We start from the raw sequence: 17,042 nt of genomic DNA, 5'->3' as shown, positions 1-17,042 counted from the left end.
CCCTCCTTCATGTTAACTTGGCTTTCTGCGCGTTGCGAAATAGTTAAGCGCGATAAGAATGGCGCTGACGATCATAATCATCGTGGAAACGGCGGAGCCGTAACCGTAGCGATACACGCTGAACGTGCTGTTGTACATGTAGGTGGCAAGCAGCTCAGTCGATTGCGCCGGTCCGCCGCCCGTCATGACGATAACATGATCAAAAGCCTTCAGGCTTCCCGAGATACAGAGCACAATGGTTACGACAACCGTGCTCCAGATCATCGGGAGCGTGATTTGCATCAGCTTGTTCCAGCCGGTGGACCCATCAATTTTGGCCGCATCATGGATCTCCGGTGAAATATTTTGCAGTGCTGCGATAAAGATGACCAGATAAGGGCCGATGTTCGCCCAGTTAATCGGGATCGATATCGCCAGCATATTGACTTTTGGATCGGACAGCCAGGCACGGGTCCATGACTCCAGACCGAGCATCTCCAGCACATAGTTAGCGATTCCGAACTGAGGATGGTAAATGTAACCCCAGATGAGACCGACAACAACCGTGGAGAGAACCATCGGCATGAATACGGCAGACCGGATGAACCTGGAGAAGAACGAATTCTTGAACAATACAATGGCCAGAATCAACGCGATTGGAACCTGACCGATAATGGATGATACGACCAGAATCAGGTTGTTTCGAAGCGCCCGCCAGAAGATCGGATCCTTGAACATCTCTATATAATTATCAAGGCCGATAAATGTGGCGTCTCCGAACCCTTTCCAACTGAAAAATCCGTAGTAAGCTGACCAGAAGACCGGAATAATGACAAATATCAGAAACAACAGAAGCGCAGGAAGAAGAGCTATGGCTATAAATCCTTTGCTTCTCATCGCTGTAGGCATGGCAGCCTCCTCCCTCCTAATCCTTATGCAGTGGTGAATGGTTTCTTATGGAGTAGCGGATCTGGCTTGCGCGTCCTGCAGCTTCTGGGCCACACCTTCGACGGGACCGCCCATCATAATTTCCTGCAGACCGTTGTTGATGACTTCAGCCGCCTCTGCAGACAGATAAGCATCGTACACCGGCGTAATGCCTGTGGATTTCACCAGGTTAAAGGCTTTGTAGTACAAGGAAGTAACTTTCGACTCATCGATTTCGGTATCGTACATGACCATGGAGTTGCTCTCGGCAATCGCTTTTTGCGCTTCCGGTCCGCTGACCGCATAAATCAGCTCCAGCGCCAATTCTTTCGCTTTCCCTTCCGTTCTGCTGCTAAGAGCCAGACCGCCGCCAGCTCCGCCGGAGATGGTGTTAGCTTCGCCTTTGCCTCCAGGGATTGCAGGCAGAGTCGTCACTTCAATATCCTTCATCTGCTCTTCCGAGGAAGAAGCCGCCAAGTTGGTGAGCGTCCACGCGCCGCTGATCATCATCGCTGCATTGCCTTGGATGAAATACTGCTCGGCTTGCGTGTTGTCGATGCTGTTGGCACCTTCTTGGAATGCTTTGTTGTCGACGAGCTCTTTGAAATATCCAAGCGCTTCGATAAACTCAGGATCGGTAAATTTCGCGCCATCTTGTGCTGCCGCTTTCTTAAACCATTCGGTGCCTGTCACACGGTCGGCAATCGATCCGATAATGGTGGATTGCGCAACCCATGGCGCTTTGTTTCCGAGCGCGATCGGCGTAATGCCGTTATCGTTGAACGTTTTAACCGCTGCCATCATTTCTTCCCAAGTCGTTGGAACTTTTACGTTATGTTTGTCAAACAATGCTTTGTTGTAATAGAGAATCGAAGTTGCCGACATGCCTAGTGGAGCGGAGTAGATCTGGCCGTCCTCGAACTCGTACGGATCAAACGCTCCCGGCAGGAATTTATCCTTCCAATCCGAATGCGCATCGAGCACCTCTGTAATCGGCTGAAGCAGCTTCGCCTGATGAAGCTCGGCTGACTGACTTCCTGCATATACGAAGAATACATCCGGCATTTCATTCGCAGCCGCAACCGTACTCAGACGTTGACGGTAGCCGTCCGGCGGAATCGCTTGTGCATCGAGCGTCACTTCAGGATGGTCCTGAGCAAACTGATCGATAAAACTTCGGACTGATTTTGCGCGCAGGTCGTCACCGGCGAAGTTATGCCAGATGGTCAGCTTGACCTTCTCTTGATTGCCTTCATTTCCTCCCGCCTGCTCTTTGCTCTGCCCGCCTCCGCAAGCTGCAAGGACCAGTGACATCATCAGCAGTACAAGACCTATTTTACGTTTTGGTCTCATGGTCAATCCCCCTTTTTAATATACGAAAATGATGAAACGTCTTAGATGATTAGTCCAAGTATATAAAAGGATATAACGCTTACATAGGGGATATAATTCAGTCCATAGAGGGACAAAATTCAGGATTTGCCCGATACTCCGACGGGGTTTGTCCCGTCCATTTCTTGAACAGGCGGTTAAAATACTTAATATCCTCATAGCCGATTTCATTCGCGATTTCACTGATTTTGGCTGGCGTTTCCCTTAGCAGGTGCATCGCTTTTCGCAGTTTCGCCTGGGTCACGAATTCGATATAATTCTGTCCGGTTTCCTTCTTGAACATCTCGCTGAAATAGTTGGGGTTCATATGAACATGCTTCGCCACTTGTTGGAGAGACAAGCTCTGGCCCAGATGCTCATGAATGAAGGAGATCGCTCGCTGGACGGGACTTGTCGTCGACACCATATCACGGTACTCCTTCATGATGAGTCCGAGCGAATCGATCAGTACCTTCTCCGGATTCTTGGTCAACTCGCGGATATCGTACGTCTCTTCCACTTTCACCGGACTGGTATAGCCGATAGACGTCGCAGCCCGTATAAGCCATCGTTGTGCCGAGACGATCAGGGAATGCAGGTAAGCCTGAACCGAGCCGGGCGTTGCCTGGCCCTGACTTTGGATGCGCCGCAGCAAATCCGTCACCCATGCCTGCAAGTCGGCGGATTCTCCCGAACGCAGCAGGGATGACAGTTTGGTTTCTTCCTCCATCGAACAGACCGTGCGGATGCCTGTTCGTCCTTCGATATCTTCATAACGGATATGCCGTTCCGATTGCAGCAGCCACTCGTAGGAGCTGGCCTCTACCGCGGTAGCCAGCGCAATGTGCAGCTCCCTGGCGTTTGCGACCCGTCGGCCGCTGGCAGCCGTGATGCGGCAGGCGTGCGTGGATTCCATCTTCCGCAGAGCGGAATCTACCCGCCCCCAGCCATTATTCGGCTCTGCCCGCACCAACAGAAGCAGGGAGCCGTTCCACTCCAGCCACGCGCATTGCAGCTCTTCGGCCAACTCCGTGCCGATTAATCGATGCAGCTCGCTAACGTTCGATTGTTCCTCTTCTTCTGGATGCAGCGGATATATCGACAGCATCCAGATCTGCAGCACCGAGCCGTTCGATTCCAAACGCAGCTCCGGGTATCGCTCACACAATTCGGCCTCGGCATGCTCGTCCAGCGGAGTGCCGGAAGCAAGCAGCCTTCTCAGGAAACCCCGGCTGACTACCAACTCCTGCGCCCTTCCCTTCGCTTGTGTAAGCCTGCGCTGTAACAAACGCTCTCTTGCTTGGACAGCAGCCTCGATAATTTCCCCGGGCCTGCTCGTCTTCAGCAAATAGTCACTTACGCCTTCCCGCATGGCCTGCTGCGCATATGAGAATTCATCATATCCCGATATAACAATGATTTCGATCTCGGGATACTGCTGCTTGACTTCATGTGCCATATCCAGTCCGCTTATGCCTGTCATGCGAATATCGGTAAAAATAATTTCGGGCATTTCAACGGGAATACGCTGAAGGGCTTCCTCCGCTGAAGCCGCGGGCGTCAGCACCGTAAAGCCGTTATCGGCCCAATTGATCACTGTACTCAGACCATTTCGAATGATCACTTCATCATCAACGATCAGTACCTTCATTGTCGCCATCCCCTTTGCTGGATAATTCAGATTGTTGAATTTCAGGTAAATCAGGTATCGTAAACATCACACGCGTTCCGGCTCCTTCCGTACTCTCCACACGCAAGCCCGCATCCTTGCCGTAATGAAGGAGCAGCCGTTTATGGACATTTCGCAGCCCGTAGCTTCCGCGCGGGGTCTGCCCCTTCTCGTACTGCAGCGGATTCTCAACCAGCTGATCCTGAAGCCATTTCAGGCGATCCGTCGTCATTCCGATGCCGTCATCCTCCACCACGAAGTGGATCCCTTCAGGCTCGCGATGCCCGCGAATCGTAATCGTCCCCATCCCGTCACGGCTCAAAATACCATGCAGCATGGAGTTTTCAACCAACGGCTGCAGCAGCAGCTTTAACATAGTGTGCTGATACAGCTCTTCCTCCACATGAACCTCAAACTTGAATTTTTCCGGATATCGGATGGTTTGGATATTCACGTAATGACGGACATGCATAATTTCCTGCTGAATCGTGCAATATTCCTGCCCGTTATTGAGGCTGAACCTCAGGAAATCACTGAGCGATCCCACCATCTCGGCAATTTTCACATCCTGGTTCATCAGCGCCAGCCAATGGATGGATGACAGCGTATTGTAGAGGAAATGCGGATTGATCTGCACTTGCAGCGCATGCATATCCGCCTCCTTCTTCAGCGACTCGTTCAGCTTCACTTCATCGGTAAGCTTCACAATTCGCGAACTGAGCCGGTTATAACTGATAATGAGCTGTCCGACCTCATCGACCGTCTTAACCGGGAGCGCAGGCAGCGGCTCCTCCGGGCTTGAGTTCTTGAGAAACTTCGTTAGCACGGACAGCGGATTCGTAATTTTCTGGATCAGGAAAAGTACCAGTATAATGGCGAGCAGGATGGCCACCGTGACCGCAACCGCCGTCAATTTGATAAAGTACTGGTTCTGGGAACGGTATTCCTGTGAAGGAATGATGCCGACCAGTTTCCAGTTCACGCTGGACATTTTCTTATAGAGAATGGTCTTCTTGTTGCTCCCCTCGCCATAGTCTATATTTCCGCTGAGCCCCTCAAACTCTCCAATCGCAGGATAATAATCTGCAAGCGTAAGATTGGTCTCCATATCCGGCGGACCGGCGATAATCCGATTATTCTCGTCAAGAAGAAGGACAAACCCGGTCTTCTCTAGAACGGCCTGCCGGAATTGATTGGCAATGACGCCCTGGTCCAGGTTGATCTGCAGGTTCCCGATCGGCTTATATTTATCCGTGCTCCGAATCGGTCTGGCCAACGTAATGACTTTCCTAACGCCTTCGAAGGTCCACTGGCGATGAACAAAGGACCACCATTTGGGATGCTGCTCGTAATAGTCGGGAACCATTTCGGTAATATCCCGGAACTCGGACCGTACCAAGGATTTATGCGAGATTGCATCTTTGCTGCCGAGCGGTTCGACAATGATGTTGGCGATATAATCTTTGGAAAAGGCCAGGTTCGTCAAAAAATTGATAACCGTCGTCTGCTGGACATAGTTGCTCTGCTCGGTCTTCAGATAGGCCTGAACTCCGGTATGCCCGATGAGAAACAACGAGATGTTCTCCACGTCTTTGACCATTGTATCCAGGTAAGCTTCCAGCTGCCGAAGCGTATTCATTCCTGTAATCTTGGCCTTCTCCTCCGTCAGGCTCTTGGCTATGTTAAAAGAGAAAATACCAAGAAACAGCAGCGGCACCAGCGTAGCGACAATTATAAGTAACGACAATTTATGCTTTAGCGATTTCCCAAGCCATTGCTGCATAAAAACACCTCGTTCATAGTCCCTATGGTATGGGCTTGTTATATTACTTGACATTGAATGCGTTTACTTCGAAATCACTCTCTTTTCCTAGCAAAAATGTGTCAGGTTTATTAACTATCTTAGAGGAATCTTTAGACTCAAGTAAATGGTAATAAAGGCCTATGAAAGGGGATGAAATCTTCTTGCATATGTTCCATATGTGCCACTTCCATTCGTTCCTTTTTGGAGAACGGGGAGGGCATAAATCAGGTTGGAGCGGATTAAAAAACGTAAAAAAGGGCGCCACAGCGCCCTTTTTACTAGCAAGACCTATCATTCTATCAAAATTAATGACTTCTCGTTCAAGTTTATACCCTCTTATTGGATATGCGTTTATATGTAGTTCTAAAGTTCCGTGTGCAATAAACGATTACTTCTCCTACTCTTCCAGACTGTATTCGATGCTATCCACCACAAACCGGTTCGACTCTTCTTGAAATCGATACGTTATTTGCAGATTCCCGGCAAAACCGGCCGGACTTATGCTCCCTGCCGCTTCCGTAACAAGCTGGCCTTCCGCTAGTTTGTGCCTGACGACGGCCCCGAAGCCAACCTTATCATATAAGTAGCTTTTATCCTTGGAATCATCCTCGACCCTTTGGACATACTCCTTCCCGTCGATCAAAAGCTTGATAACAAAGTGATCCGCATACTTCTCGATGTTGGATTGCACATGGCTCAATACCGCCTGTTCCAATGATTCGATAGGGATTTCCTTCAGAGTCTCGGCGTCGACAACATGCATCTCCCCCATGTAAAGACCTGTGCCGGTCCCGTCCACGTAGAACACAACAACATCAGGCTTGCCATCGCCTGTCACATCCTGATATTGAATGACGGGTTTACGCGTACCGTCTCCACCATTCCAGTCTTCAAAGACCCGCTTCCTTCCCTCAACCTCGACCACCATGCCTTCATATCTGCCGTATTTCGTAACGCTTATCGGATACAGCTTTACATCCCCGTTCTCCTCCGCCGTTGACACGTCGACATCCGGAGTATAGATGTAAATCATTCTCTCCTTCGTATCCCAGCCTACTTCTGCATCGTACAGCTCCGCTATAAATCGGATCGGAACCATAACGTGGCCATCCTTTAACGCTGCGGGAACGGATAGTGAATATGCGTTCCCTTTTCCCTTCGCCTTCATGCTTCCCATCTCTAATGTGACTTGATCGGCACCTGTGTTGACAGTTACCGTCTTGTTTTTGTTGTTCCAGTGAAGCTCCATGGGTTTCAAGTAGTCCTTCATAACGCGCAAGGGAACCAGCGTGGTCTGATTCACGATGACGGGATTAACATCCGTCGTAACAATCCAATGATTGATGTTTAATTCCATTTCCTTCTTGGGTGCAGCTTCAGCCTGAGCCTGTACGAAGGTACTCATCAGCATGGTGGCCGCTATAGCGCCGCTTACTGCTATTCTTGTCCATTTCCGGGTGATCATGTTCTCTAAATCTCCTTGGGTTGTAATATAAGGTTTATATAACTAAAACGCATCGTGACCGGGATTGGTTCGTTCATATCCATAAATGATGTAAATACTTCCTCTGTCGCCCCCTTCCTGCCGGGCATCCAATCATTCACCCCATTCAATGGCAAAAATCATGACCACGCTCCTTCTGTTATGTTAGAATCAGATATGATTGTTATATTATGGAATAATTAAAATTCAAGGGTATTGGCTTTCATTCGGAATACCAACGATATGAATGTCATGGAGCGGGCAAACTCTCTCCTGTATCCGAGCTTTTAGCTGTGAGTCCAGCTGTCACCTGATCTTAAGGCTACGTCAGCTAAAATGTTCGATATCGATTCATAAAACCATACCTTGAAGGGAGGTGAGATCTTTGAACCAGGGAATATCCTTTTTCGGCATGTTTTCCATGCTTAGCGTTATCGTATACGGGCTATTCGCACTTCTCGGTTTATATGCTTTGTATCTCCTCATTAAATTGATGATCCGGGCCATAACCGCGCTCGAACTCTACATCGATGAGAAAAGAAACCGGCGGTTGTGAAGGTAAACTTCAGTTAATTCAGGGTTGAAACCACTGAATCTCCTGTGGTAAAGTCTAGGCAACCAGAAATGAAAGGGTGAACCAAAAGCCAATGATCTACTAATCCTGTCCCAAGCATTTGGAAAACACTTCGATTTCGATACGAGGTTTTCGGGATAGGATTCGTGCGGCTTTTTTTATATGTGACAGGTGGATGTTTGAGACTTCTACATGAAAGTCCGCATCTTCCTTGTTCATATTAGCCTCCTATTCCGAAATCTCGGAGTGGGAGGCTTTTTCTATTTCAAAAACACCAATTGAGAGAATGGAGATTATCCATGACAGGCACTCATCCAAACATCCAAGACTGAACCTCCCCGATTACGGGCAACCGGAGCGAGAGACATGTTTACGCTCAGACAAATGAAGAATCCGTCTTATAAAGCATTCCTAACAACTACTTTCTAAACAGGAGGCATGTTTGCATGCAGATCGCCGCACAGGAATACAAGACAGCGAATCGGGAATCGGGACCTTATGGTATTACGGCAAGACAAGATGGGACCATATGGTTCACGGAACAAAAAGGAAACCGGATCGGACGGCTCACCAAAGATGGGGATATACGCACGTTCGAAGTGCCGACTCCAGATGCCGGGGTCATGTCCATCCTCTCTGCCCATACCGGTGACCTCTGGTTTACGGAGTACAAAGCGAATAAAATCGGAAGAATGACAATGGAAGGAACATTTGCGGAATTCGAACTGCCTGAAGCCAATTCGTCTCCTTACGGCTTGGCTGAGGGTCCGGATGGAGCCATATGGTTCACCGAGCTAATCGGCAACCGAATCGGAAGGATTACGCCGGCAGGCATTATCACGAAATATGACTTACCATGCGAAGGATCGTACCCTTCCTATATTACAACCGGTCCGGACGGCGCGTTGTGGTTTACGGAAAACCAGAACAACTGCATCGGCCGAATTACGGTGGAGGGGAAGATTACCGAGTACCGGATTCCAACAGAGCAATCCGGACCGGTCGGCATCACGACAGGTGCCGATGGCGCTCTATGGTTTGTTCAAATCAACGGCAATCAAATCGGTCGAATTACAACGGCCGGGGAAATTGCGGAATTCAAGCTCCCGTCAGGGAACGCCAGACCCCATGCCATCACGGCGGGTGTATCCGAGGATCTATGGTTTACCGAATGGGGAGCCAATCAAATCGGACGAATTACCTATACCGGGGACATTACCGAGTATCCAATCCCTACCCCCTCCGCAGAACCTCATGGCATAACCGTGGATTCCGGCGGCGAGGTCTGGTTCGCCGAGGAATGCGATCAGATCGGCCGGTTTACGATTCAGTATTAGGTTTAGGGAGAACACATATCGCTCCGCCCATAAAAGAAAGCCCGTGCAGCCTGTTGCCGGGCTTTTCCAGCGAGAAGCTGCCCTGGCTTGTTTCTTCATCTATGGGAATGTGATAGATTAAATGGATACTTAGAATTATTTCTCTTAGGAGACCGTCCGATGATGAACTCAAACGAAACGTTAGATGATATACAATGGCAGACGCTGATTCAACAAACCGCCGGATTTTTCAGCGATTTGACCATTAAACGGGGATTTCAGTATTACAAGCAAGGTCGTGTCCACGCCAGCGAGCCGGCAGATGAGACCGGTGTGGTCGAGGCTTCCGTGGATGGAACGGAAACCTACCGTACCAAGCTTCACCTTCACTCCTTGAGCGACAGCGAATGCAGCTGTCCCGTTAAGGATGGCTGCAAGCATATGGTGGCTGTTCTGCTTGACTATGCTCAACTTCAGGGTCGTTCCATTCACGCCCTGGTTAATGCGCATTCCACCACATATGCTTCCACCTCTTCGTATGACCGAAGCGAGTCCGGCTTCAGCCCAGCGCAGGACCGACCGTCTGCCGGAGCATCAAAATGGAGAGTCAAAGCGGATCATTTGCCCGACCTGCCAATCTCCGCATGGCATGAGCTGTTCGAAGTTTGCACGGCTTCGCTGGGAACGAATACGCAGAATTCGTTTTACGCCAAAAATGCGCTGGCTTCCCTCCATCACATTAAACCCCCGCTTCCGCCGGATCTGGATCCGTTATACGAGCTCCATGCGCATCTCTTCATTCTCGAGAAGCTCGTCAAGCAGCCCGCCAGTGCCTGGAATTCCTCCGGCTCCTACATCGGCTATCATACGCAGGTGGCAGCGGATCATATCCTGGCCAGAATCGAGCGCATCTTCCACGAAGGGCTGGAGGTCAGCGAACATGGGGAGGCATTCAGGCAGCGGTTGACCGAGACGATTTCGCATGCCCGGCGGAGCATGCTGAGCGAGCCGCGGAACCGCAAATTTTACGCCCAGATCTATATGCAGCTCTGGATGTACTGGATCTATCCGTTTTCGAAAAAAGACAGCAGCTTAATCCAGGCGGAGTTAGAGCAGTTGCAGACAGCCGAAGCCGAATTCGGCAGCAGTCTTTCACGCGCCTCATGGTATATGGCGCAGGGCTTAATGGCCTTCTATCTCGGAGAAGATGAATCGTCCTGGGACCTGATCAGGGAAGCAGACAAGGTCAGCAGCCTGCCCCCCGCTTCCGTCCTTGGCTTCTTCGACATGCTGCATTCAGGGCAGCAATGGGACCGCTTGGCCCGCTGGCTCCCGGAGATCGGCCCGCTGCTTGGCAGTCACCGCAACGAGCATCTCAGCAGCTATCAATACTACTGGGATGCCGTCATAGAGCACTTGCCCGAGGAGGCTGAACGGATGTGGAGCAGTCTTGCCGACATGCTTCCTTATTCGAAGGACATCTATCAGAATGCCTTGATCACGCACGGGAGATGGCGGGAATGGATCGACTATCAACTAAGCACAGGCCGGGAGCCGCTGGAACTCCGGGTCAGCGAGCTGGCACCGATCGAGAAGAACGCACCCGAGCTTCTGCTGCCTTTTTACCATCAGGCCGTTGAGCGGTACATCCTTCATAAGAACCGAGCCGGATATAAAGCAGCCGTCAAGCTGCTCAAACGGTTAGCCAAGCTATACAAAAAGCTCAAGCAGCAGGAGCGCTGGGATCTGTTCATTATCTCGTTATCTGTACGAAACAGCCGGCTTCGCGCATTCCAGGAAGAGCTGCGGAGAGGAAAGCTGATATCATGAGCAGACACACAGAAACCATCACGGTCCACATGGCGCTAAGCGAATACGGAGATGCCGTCATATACGGCTCTACTGTCATGCAGGGTTATGTGTCCGGACAATACCTGAAGCACCGTTTATTCGCGTGGCACGAAGCTTCCTTCTACGGAACAGAGCTTACCGTTCAATCCGTTCAGGACATGGAAGTGGTCATCCTGCCTTCCGAGCAGGTCATACCGTTCTTTGCGGATGGACGGCTGCTGGAACATATTGAATGGGTATGGGACGAGGATTGCCTTCCCTTCATTGAACTTGCGCCTTCGCTGGCAGCTTGCATTCAGAATAAGCAATATGCGCCCAGCTTGAGCGCCTTCAGATTGGGCAAGCTGCAATGGATCTGGGATACAGAGGCGTTCAAAGCGGAAGAGCAGTCCCGTCTGTCCCTGCTGAATGCAGACGAGATATGGAATGAAGGCTTGCGGGCAGCGTTCTCCGCCGCCGTGCAAGACCAGTGTTACGGCAGCGAAGAGTCGGCGGCTGACCTGCGCAGAGAATACCCGCTTCTCTTCTCGCCGAACCGCACGGCAGCCGAGGGCATGGACGACAAGTCATGGCTGATCGCCATCGGATGGCGACCGGATACCGCTCCATTCCGGCCGCTGCTGCAATTGTTGGAGCCTGACGAAGACGAAGCCGAATGGCGTCTTCGTCTTGTATTGCAAGACAAGCAAGACGCCGCGGCGCTTGCAGCCGTTCGTCTTGCTGAAGACGGGCATGCATATGGATCATGGCCCGAGACATGGACACCTCATATCAAGGAGCGGGCCCCCGGCTGGCTCCAAGGATTGCAGGCAGCACTGCCGGCAAGGGTGCTTCATGCTCCGGCTGAAGACGTGCTCGGTAGGCCGCTGTCCGACGAGGCGGCATGGCAGTTCCTGACCAACGACAGCCAGCGGCTGCTCCAGTCAGGCTGGCTGGTCCTATTGCCCGCTTGGTGGGAAGCCGCCAGCAAGAAGAAGCCCAAGCTGCGGGCGAAGGTACGCTCGGGCGAGGGCGAGAACGCCGAGCGAAGCAGCGGCGGTTCCCTGTTCGGTCTGGACGCGCTGGTCAATTTCGATTGGCGCATCGCCATCGGGGAAGCTACCCTTTCCGAGGCAGAATTCGCCGAGCTTGTTGCCCGGAACGAACGGCTGGTACGGTTCCGGGGGCAGTGGATTCCGCTGGATCCCGCCCTGGTTGCCCAAATCCGCCAGATGATGGCGGGCGTAGACCGTGAGGAAGGTCTATCGTTTCAAGATATTCTGCACCTTCATCTGCTCGGGAACAACGATGAATCGGAGCAGACGAAGCAGGATTCGGAGGAAACACAGGATCCGGAGCGGATCAAGCTTGAGGTGGAACTGAACGAGCACCTCGTGAAGCTCATAGGCCAGCTCGGCCGCCAAAACGAATGGCCGAGCCTCCCTGTCCCGGCTGGGCTGAAGGCCGAGCTGCGGACTTATCAGCATGACGGCTTTGCCTGGCTTGCCTTTTTGCGGCGTTACGGGCTTGGTGCATGCCTTGCCGATGACATGGGTCTTGGCAAAACCGTGCAGTTTATCGCCTACCTGCTGCACGTGAAGATGACGATGGAGCGGGAAGAAAGACGCCTCCCCTCCCTGCTGATCTGTCCCACCTCAGTGCTGGGCAATTGGCAGAAAGAGCTTGAACGGTTTGCCCCCTCGCTCCGGGTCATGCTTCATTACGGCGGCAAACGAAGCAGCAGCGAGGATTTCTATAAAGAGGCTTACCAAGCCGATATTATCCTTACCTCTTATGCTACGGCGACGCTTGATCAAGAAATGTTAAGAGACATGAAGTGGGAAACGATCGGCATCGACGAGGCCCAGAACATCAAGAATGCCGACACCAAACAATCCGCCGCCGTGCGAAGCTTCCCGGCAAGGCATCGCGTCGCGCTGACCGGCACACCGATTGAGAACCGGTTGTCCGAACTGTGGTCCATCTATGACTTCATCAATCCCGGATATCTTGGAAGCCTGCGGGCGTTCAATCTCCGGTTCATCCAGGCCATCGAAAAAGACAAAAACGAGCAGCGCACGGCCGACCTGCAGAAGCTGATTAAGCCCTTCATGCTTCGGCGCAAGAAAAAGGATCCTGCGATTCAGCTCGACCTGCCGGACAAAAATGAGATGAAGACTTATATCCATCTTACGGCCGAGCAAGGCGCGCTTTATGATCAGACCGTGAGCAGTCTCCTGGAACGCATGCAAAAGCTTGAGGGCATTGAGCGGAAAGGCGCCATTCTGGCAGCTCTGACGCAGTTCAAGCAGCTCTGCGACCATCCGGCTCTGCTGACGAAGGAGCCGCTCCCGGAACTGCCGGGAGGCGGCGGCTTGCTTGATACCGAGGCCGTGGTCAACCGTTCAGCGAAGCTGGAGCGGCTGTTGTCCATGGTGAAGGAGCTGCGGGACGAGGGCGAGCGCTGCCTGATCTTCACCCAGTATATCGGCATGGGCGAGATGATGCGGCAGGTGCTGCATCAAGAGCTGGGTGAACCCGTGCTGTATTTGAACGGCAGCACACCGAAGCGGACGCGCGACCGCATGATCGAGCAGTTCCAATCCCAGACCCTGCCGCCCGAAGAACAGCCGAATGTCATGATTCTCTCCATCAAGGCCGGCGGCGTAGGTCTGAATCTGACCGCGGCGAACCACGTGTTCCACTTCGACCGCTGGTGGAACCCCGCTGTGGAGAATCAGGCGACCGACCGCGCTTATCGGATGGGACAGACCAAGGATGTCCAGGTGTACAAGTTCATCTCCATGGGGACGCTCGAAGAGCGGATCGACGAGATGCTGGAGAGCAAGCAGCAGCTGAGCGATCAGGTTATCGCAAGCAGCGAGGGCTGGATTACCGAGCTGTCCACCGATGAGCTGAAGGATCTCTTCACGCTGCGGCGCGACTGGGCGTAATCGTCATATCAAGGAGTAACCGGATAGGCGATCTTGGATACTCGGCCCCGAAGGGGTGAAGCACAGCAGAATACCTATGGAATTTCTAGGCGGTTACCAGATGCCGTTCTATAATATCGTTGAATAAAAGAAAGCCCCGTGTGAGGACACGGCCACTGAAAACTTGCCATTTTTCGGAGGCCCTGAGCCAACACGGGGTTTTTGTTATTTGGAGGAGTTTAATGCTTAACAGGATTTCGTTTTGTTTACGCGTATGAAGCTTGTATGACTAAGGATTCTAAGGTTCGAACCAGTTGAAGTCCTGTGTCTTGGGTAATCCGGTTCAACTTAAGATACTCTTGCTTAGAAGGTAATCCGACTCAACTTGAGGTACTCCCGCTTAGAGGTTAATCCGAAATCAACTTGAGGTACTCTTGCTTAGAGGGTAATCCGAATCAACTTGAGGTACTCTTGCTTAGAAGGTAATCCGAATCAACTTGAGGTACTCCCGCTTAGAGGGTATCCGCCTCACCAGCTCAAGATAGTCATTACTAGAATGTCGGGCCAGGTAGCAGGGTATTAGGTGGCGATACTATCCATAAACGGACATAGGATACGTTATTTAGGGAAAAATCCACCATTTTCGAGCTCGAGCGGACCCTAGTTCCGTTATTTGCTCCAAAAAACGATAAAAACGCCGAATATGAGTCCAATAACGTACCTAGTGTCCGCTAAGTTTGAAAATATGGCGTTATCTCATAAAATAGCGGAACTAGAGTCCGATAAGTCGGGTGCAACAAGTAGTAGATGATTCAAGAACAGTAAGTTTGCCACGGAATCGGCCTCACCTGCGCAAGACAGTCAGTACCAGAACGTTGGGCCTGTAGCAGGGTAATAGGTGGCGATGCCATCCATTACCGGACACAGGATACGTTATTCAGGAAAAAATCCACCATCTTTGAAATCGAACGGACCCTAGTTCCGTTATTTGCTCCAAAAAACGATAAAAACGCCGAATATGAGCCCAATAACGTACCTAGTGTCCGCTAAGTTTGGAAATATGGCGTTATCTCATAAAATAGCGGAACTGGTGTCCGATAAGTCGGGTTCAACAAGTAGTAGATGACTTCAAGAACAGTAAGTTTGCCACGGAATCCGCCTCCCCTGCGCCAGATAGTCAGTACCAAAACGTCGGGCCAGGTAGCAGGGTATTAGGTGGCGATACTATCCATAGACGGACACAGAATACGTTATTCAGGAAAAAACCCACCATTTTTGAGCTCGAACGGACCCTAGTTCCGTTATTTACTCCAAAAAACGATGCAAACGCCGAATATGAGCCCAATAACGTACCTAGTGTCCGCTAAGTTTGAAAATATGGCGTTATCTCATAAAATAGCGGAACTGGTGTCCGATAAGTCGGGAGCAACAAGTAGTAGATGATTCAAGAACAGTAAGTTTGCCACGGAATCGGCCTCACCTGCGCAAGACAGTCAGCACCAGAACGTCGGGCCTGGTAGCAGGGTATTAGGTGGCGATACTATACATAAACGGACACAGGATACGTTATTTAGGGAAAAACCCACCATTTTTGAACTCGAACGGACCCTAGTTCCGTTATTTACTCCAAAAAACGATGAAAACGCCGAATATGAGTCCAATAACGTACCTAGTGTCTCCTAAGTTTGAGTTTATGGCGTTATCTCATAATATAGCGGAACTGGTGTCCGATAAGTCGGGTGCAACAAGTAGTAGATGACTTCAAGAACAGTAAGTGCGGCGCGAAATCCCTACTCTGGGTGCAGCAAGTGCAATCGGAGCTGGAGTCTTCTACTTCAGGCGCAGCTAGTGTAACAGCAACGGAATCCCTACTCTTGGCGCAGCTACTGCAACGGCAACGGAATCCCTACTCTTGGCGCAGCTACTGCAACGGCAACGGAATCCCTACTCTTGGCGCAGCAAGTGCAATCGGAACTGGAGTCTTCTGCTTCAGGCGCAGCTAGTGTAACAGCAACGGAATCCCTACTCTTGGCGCAGCTACTGCAACGGCAACGGAATCCCTACTCTTGGTACAGCAAGTGCACACCACTGGAGTCCCTTACCTCAGCCGCACCAACAGCAAGCAGCAACCGAATCCTACACCAGGAGCAACAGGAGCAGCCAGCGCTGCTACTCCCCTCGATAGCATCACCCAGCCCCGCCACTCCCCTCGATAGCGTCACCGGGTCCCACTCCCTCCGTTTACTTCTCCTCCATCAGCTGCCGCAGCTTTGCTTCCGTGGTCGTATCCGGAGCTGGCGTATAAATGCTGCACCGCAGATCATCATTTCCGTACACTTTGAGCGACGTGAGCTCATATACCATTTTTCCGGCCTTGGCATGCCGGAATTCCAGATGTACTTCCGGGGCATAGCTGACCTGGCTCTGCTCCCACATCCGATTGAACTCCGGATGCCCCTGCTTCATCTCTTCCAGAAAACGGTCATACCACTCATCCTCGACATATTGACCGTAATAGGACCGAAACATCGACAGGAAGCCGCTGGCGAACTGCTCCCAGTTCACCGCCAGCCGCTGAAACTCCCTGCGGGTGAAAAGCAGCCGGATCATATTCCGCTCCTCGGGCGGGATGCGGTCAAAATCAAGGAACACATACGCAGCCGCACGGTTCCATCCCACGATGTTGCACATCCGATCCGATATCATGACGGGGCAATATTTCAGCTCGGTGATGATTTTTTGCAGAGACGGGCTGATCTGCACCGCTTCTTGTTTGACCGTATAAGGCTCCGCCCCGCTCTCCAGCGCCAGAGAATACAGATATCTTCGCTCATCCGCGTTCAGCTGTAGCGCATTGGCGACGCAGTCCAGCACGGACGACGACACCTGGATGTCGCGTCCCTGCTCGAGCCAGGTGTACCAAGTGGTGCTGACACCTGCCAGCTGGGCCACCTCTTCTCTGCGCAAGCCCGGTGTCCTTCTTCGTGACCCGGGCGGCAATCCGACGGACTCGGGCGAGATTTTGGCACGCTGTCCTTTCAGGAAAGCCGACAAAGCTTGGAGTCTAACCTGGGAATTCATCTTATAAGCCTCCTTCATCCAACTAAGGATAGCAGTATTTATACTAGGATAAACGGTATCTTGTAATAGGATACT

The 17,042-nt window shown here is 51.5% G+C and carries 10 protein-coding genes; 4 read left to right on the top strand and 6 right to left on the bottom strand.

All coding sequences use genetic code 11. From position 1 onward, the window contains the following. Window positions 1-12 precede the first annotated feature (12 nt). The 5 genes from MKY82_RS02550 to MKY82_RS02530 form a co-directional block, all read right to left on the bottom strand. Complete coding sequence (locus tag MKY82_RS02550; RefSeq protein WP_194540618.1) at window positions 13-888, bottom strand: sugar ABC transporter permease; 876 nt, start codon at window positions 886-888, stop codon at window positions 13-15. A 45-nt stretch (window positions 889-933) separates the two neighbouring features. Then, complete coding sequence (locus MKY82_RS02545; RefSeq protein WP_194540617.1) at window positions 934-2,259, bottom strand: extracellular solute-binding protein; 1,326 nt, start codon at window positions 2,257-2,259, stop codon at window positions 934-936. A 97-nt stretch (window positions 2,260-2,356) separates the two neighbouring features. Next, on the bottom strand, window positions 2,357-3,928 hold the full coding sequence (locus MKY82_RS02540; protein ID WP_339295429.1) for a helix-turn-helix domain-containing protein: 1,572 nt from the start codon (window positions 3,926-3,928) through the stop codon (window positions 2,357-2,359). Continuing rightward, a complete protein-coding gene (locus MKY82_RS02535; RefSeq protein ID WP_220686779.1) occupies window positions 3,909-5,729 on the bottom strand; it encodes a sensor histidine kinase in 1,821 nt (606 codons plus the stop codon). The genes MKY82_RS02540 and MKY82_RS02535 overlap by 20 nt, the downstream gene beginning before the upstream one ends. Before the next feature lie 418 nt (window positions 5,730-6,147). Next, entirely contained in the window at window positions 6,148-7,215 is a 1,068-nt protein-coding gene (locus tag MKY82_RS02530; protein WP_339295428.1) for a copper amine oxidase N-terminal domain-containing protein, read from the bottom strand. Window positions 7,216-7,618: 403 nt separating this feature from the next. Here MKY82_RS02530 and MKY82_RS02525 point away from each other — a divergent pair, with 403 nt between their 5' ends. The 4 genes from MKY82_RS02525 (at window position 7,619) to MKY82_RS02510 (ending at window position 13,907) form a co-directional block, all read left to right on the top strand. Next, window positions 7,619-7,789 (top strand): hypothetical protein, encoded by a 171-nt coding sequence (locus MKY82_RS02525; RefSeq protein WP_181469823.1) that lies wholly within the window; start codon window positions 7,619-7,621, stop codon window positions 7,787-7,789. Window positions 7,790-8,253: 464 nt separating this feature from the next. After that, the gene (gene vgb(C), locus MKY82_RS02520) at window positions 8,254-9,144 is read left to right on the top strand and encodes a streptogramin B lyase Vgb(C) (RefSeq protein WP_339295427.1); all 891 of its coding nucleotides are present in this window, start codon (window positions 8,254-8,256) and stop codon (window positions 9,142-9,144) included. A 159-nt stretch (window positions 9,145-9,303) separates the two neighbouring features. After that, entirely contained in the window at window positions 9,304-10,953 is a 1,650-nt protein-coding gene (locus tag MKY82_RS02515; protein ID WP_339295426.1) for an SWIM zinc finger family protein, read from the top strand. Next, complete coding sequence (locus MKY82_RS02510) at window positions 10,950-13,907, top strand: DEAD/DEAH box helicase (RefSeq protein WP_339295425.1); 2,958 nt, start codon at window positions 10,950-10,952, stop codon at window positions 13,905-13,907. Before MKY82_RS02515 ends, MKY82_RS02510 begins: the two co-directional genes overlap by 4 nt. A 2,220-nt stretch (window positions 13,908-16,127) precedes the next feature. Here MKY82_RS02510 and MKY82_RS02505 read toward each other — a convergent pair. Further along, window positions 16,128-16,967, bottom strand: a complete 840-nt coding sequence (locus tag MKY82_RS02505) for a helix-turn-helix transcriptional regulator (RefSeq protein WP_194540611.1) — start codon at window positions 16,965-16,967, stop codon at window positions 16,128-16,130. Window positions 16,968-17,042 lie beyond the last annotated feature (75 nt).

It is taken from the genome of Paenibacillus sp. FSL W7-1279 (assembly GCF_037969845.1).
Taxonomy (GTDB): domain Bacteria; phylum Bacillota; class Bacilli; order Paenibacillales; family Paenibacillaceae; genus Paenibacillus_AQ.
This window is presented reverse-complemented; position numbering and strand designations above follow the sequence as displayed.